General features: G+C 68.0%; 1 pseudogene. It reads left to right on the top strand.

Annotated elements, in window-relative coordinates:
• Window positions 1-316, top strand: a pseudogene (locus ACW9HW_RS30175) (RHS repeat protein); the annotation flags it as partial.

Here is a 316-nt window from a genome sequence, read left to right as displayed (position 1 = left end):
CCCACAGCTTTGTCGGTGGTCGCGAACAAAACCGCCAGCAAGGCGCCTTGCTCAGTGAATACGCCTACGACGAACAGGGCCGCCTGCACGCCCACGCCGTCAGCCAACACCAGCGTCCGTTGTACCGCCGCGACTATGCCTACGCCGCCAACGGCAACCTCCTGCAGGTCGACGACAGCCGCCACGGCCAACGCCGCTACCAGTACGACCCGCTCGACCGCCTGACCCACGTCCGCCACGCCCGTGATCAGGACCCGGAACACTTCAGCCACGACCCGGCCGGCAACCTGCTGATCCACGACCGCCCCGGCCCCTG

The sequence above is a fragment of the Pseudomonas sp. SDO5532_S415 genome (assembly GCF_054071155.1).
This window is presented reverse-complemented; position numbering and strand designations above follow the sequence as displayed.